General features: G+C 43.0%; 1 protein-coding gene. It reads right to left on the bottom strand.

What is annotated here, in order from left to right; translation table 11 throughout:
- Positions 1-39: 39 nt before the first annotated feature.
- Positions 40-481, bottom strand: a 442-nt coding sequence (locus V6256_RS15185; protein ID WP_341599102.1) for an integrase core domain-containing protein, incomplete at its 5' end; no start/stop codon positions are given.

The raw sequence follows: 481 nt of genomic DNA, 5'->3' as shown, positions 1-481 counted from the left end.
CGGTGTTTTTCAAGACAGTTGGCACTCATTAGCTAATTTTTATGCGACTTCTTTCCTAGGAGCATCTGGATTTAATGTGACAGCTCCAATTGCATTACAGTCTTGAACCTCACCAGACCAACGCAGTGGGTTTTTAGCCCTAGCATCTAGTAATACGATTCTTCTCTTATTCAGTATGTCACCATCTAAACCATCATGCCGTTCACTAGGTGTTACGAACTTAATCCTGCTGTGCTTGTGCTCCGTGTTATACCAGCTCACAAAACCTTGCACCCAATCTCGTACCTCTCTTAAATCCCTAAACCCATGAGATGGCCAATCAGGTCGATATTTTAGCGTCCTAAATGTAGACTCAGAATACGGGTTATCGTTACTCACTCTTGGTCTGTTATATGACGGCGTAACACCGAGCTCTTCCATTTTTACTTTCATCGTCACCGCTTTCATTGGTGCACCATTATCAGAATGTAAAACGAGTGGG

The sequence above is a fragment of the Psychromonas aquatilis genome, assembly GCF_038155185.1.
Classification (GTDB): domain Bacteria; phylum Pseudomonadota; class Gammaproteobacteria; order Enterobacterales; family Psychromonadaceae; genus Psychromonas; species Psychromonas aquatilis.
The sequence above is the reverse complement of the archived record's forward strand: the minus strand, read 5'-3'. Positions and strand labels throughout refer to the sequence as shown.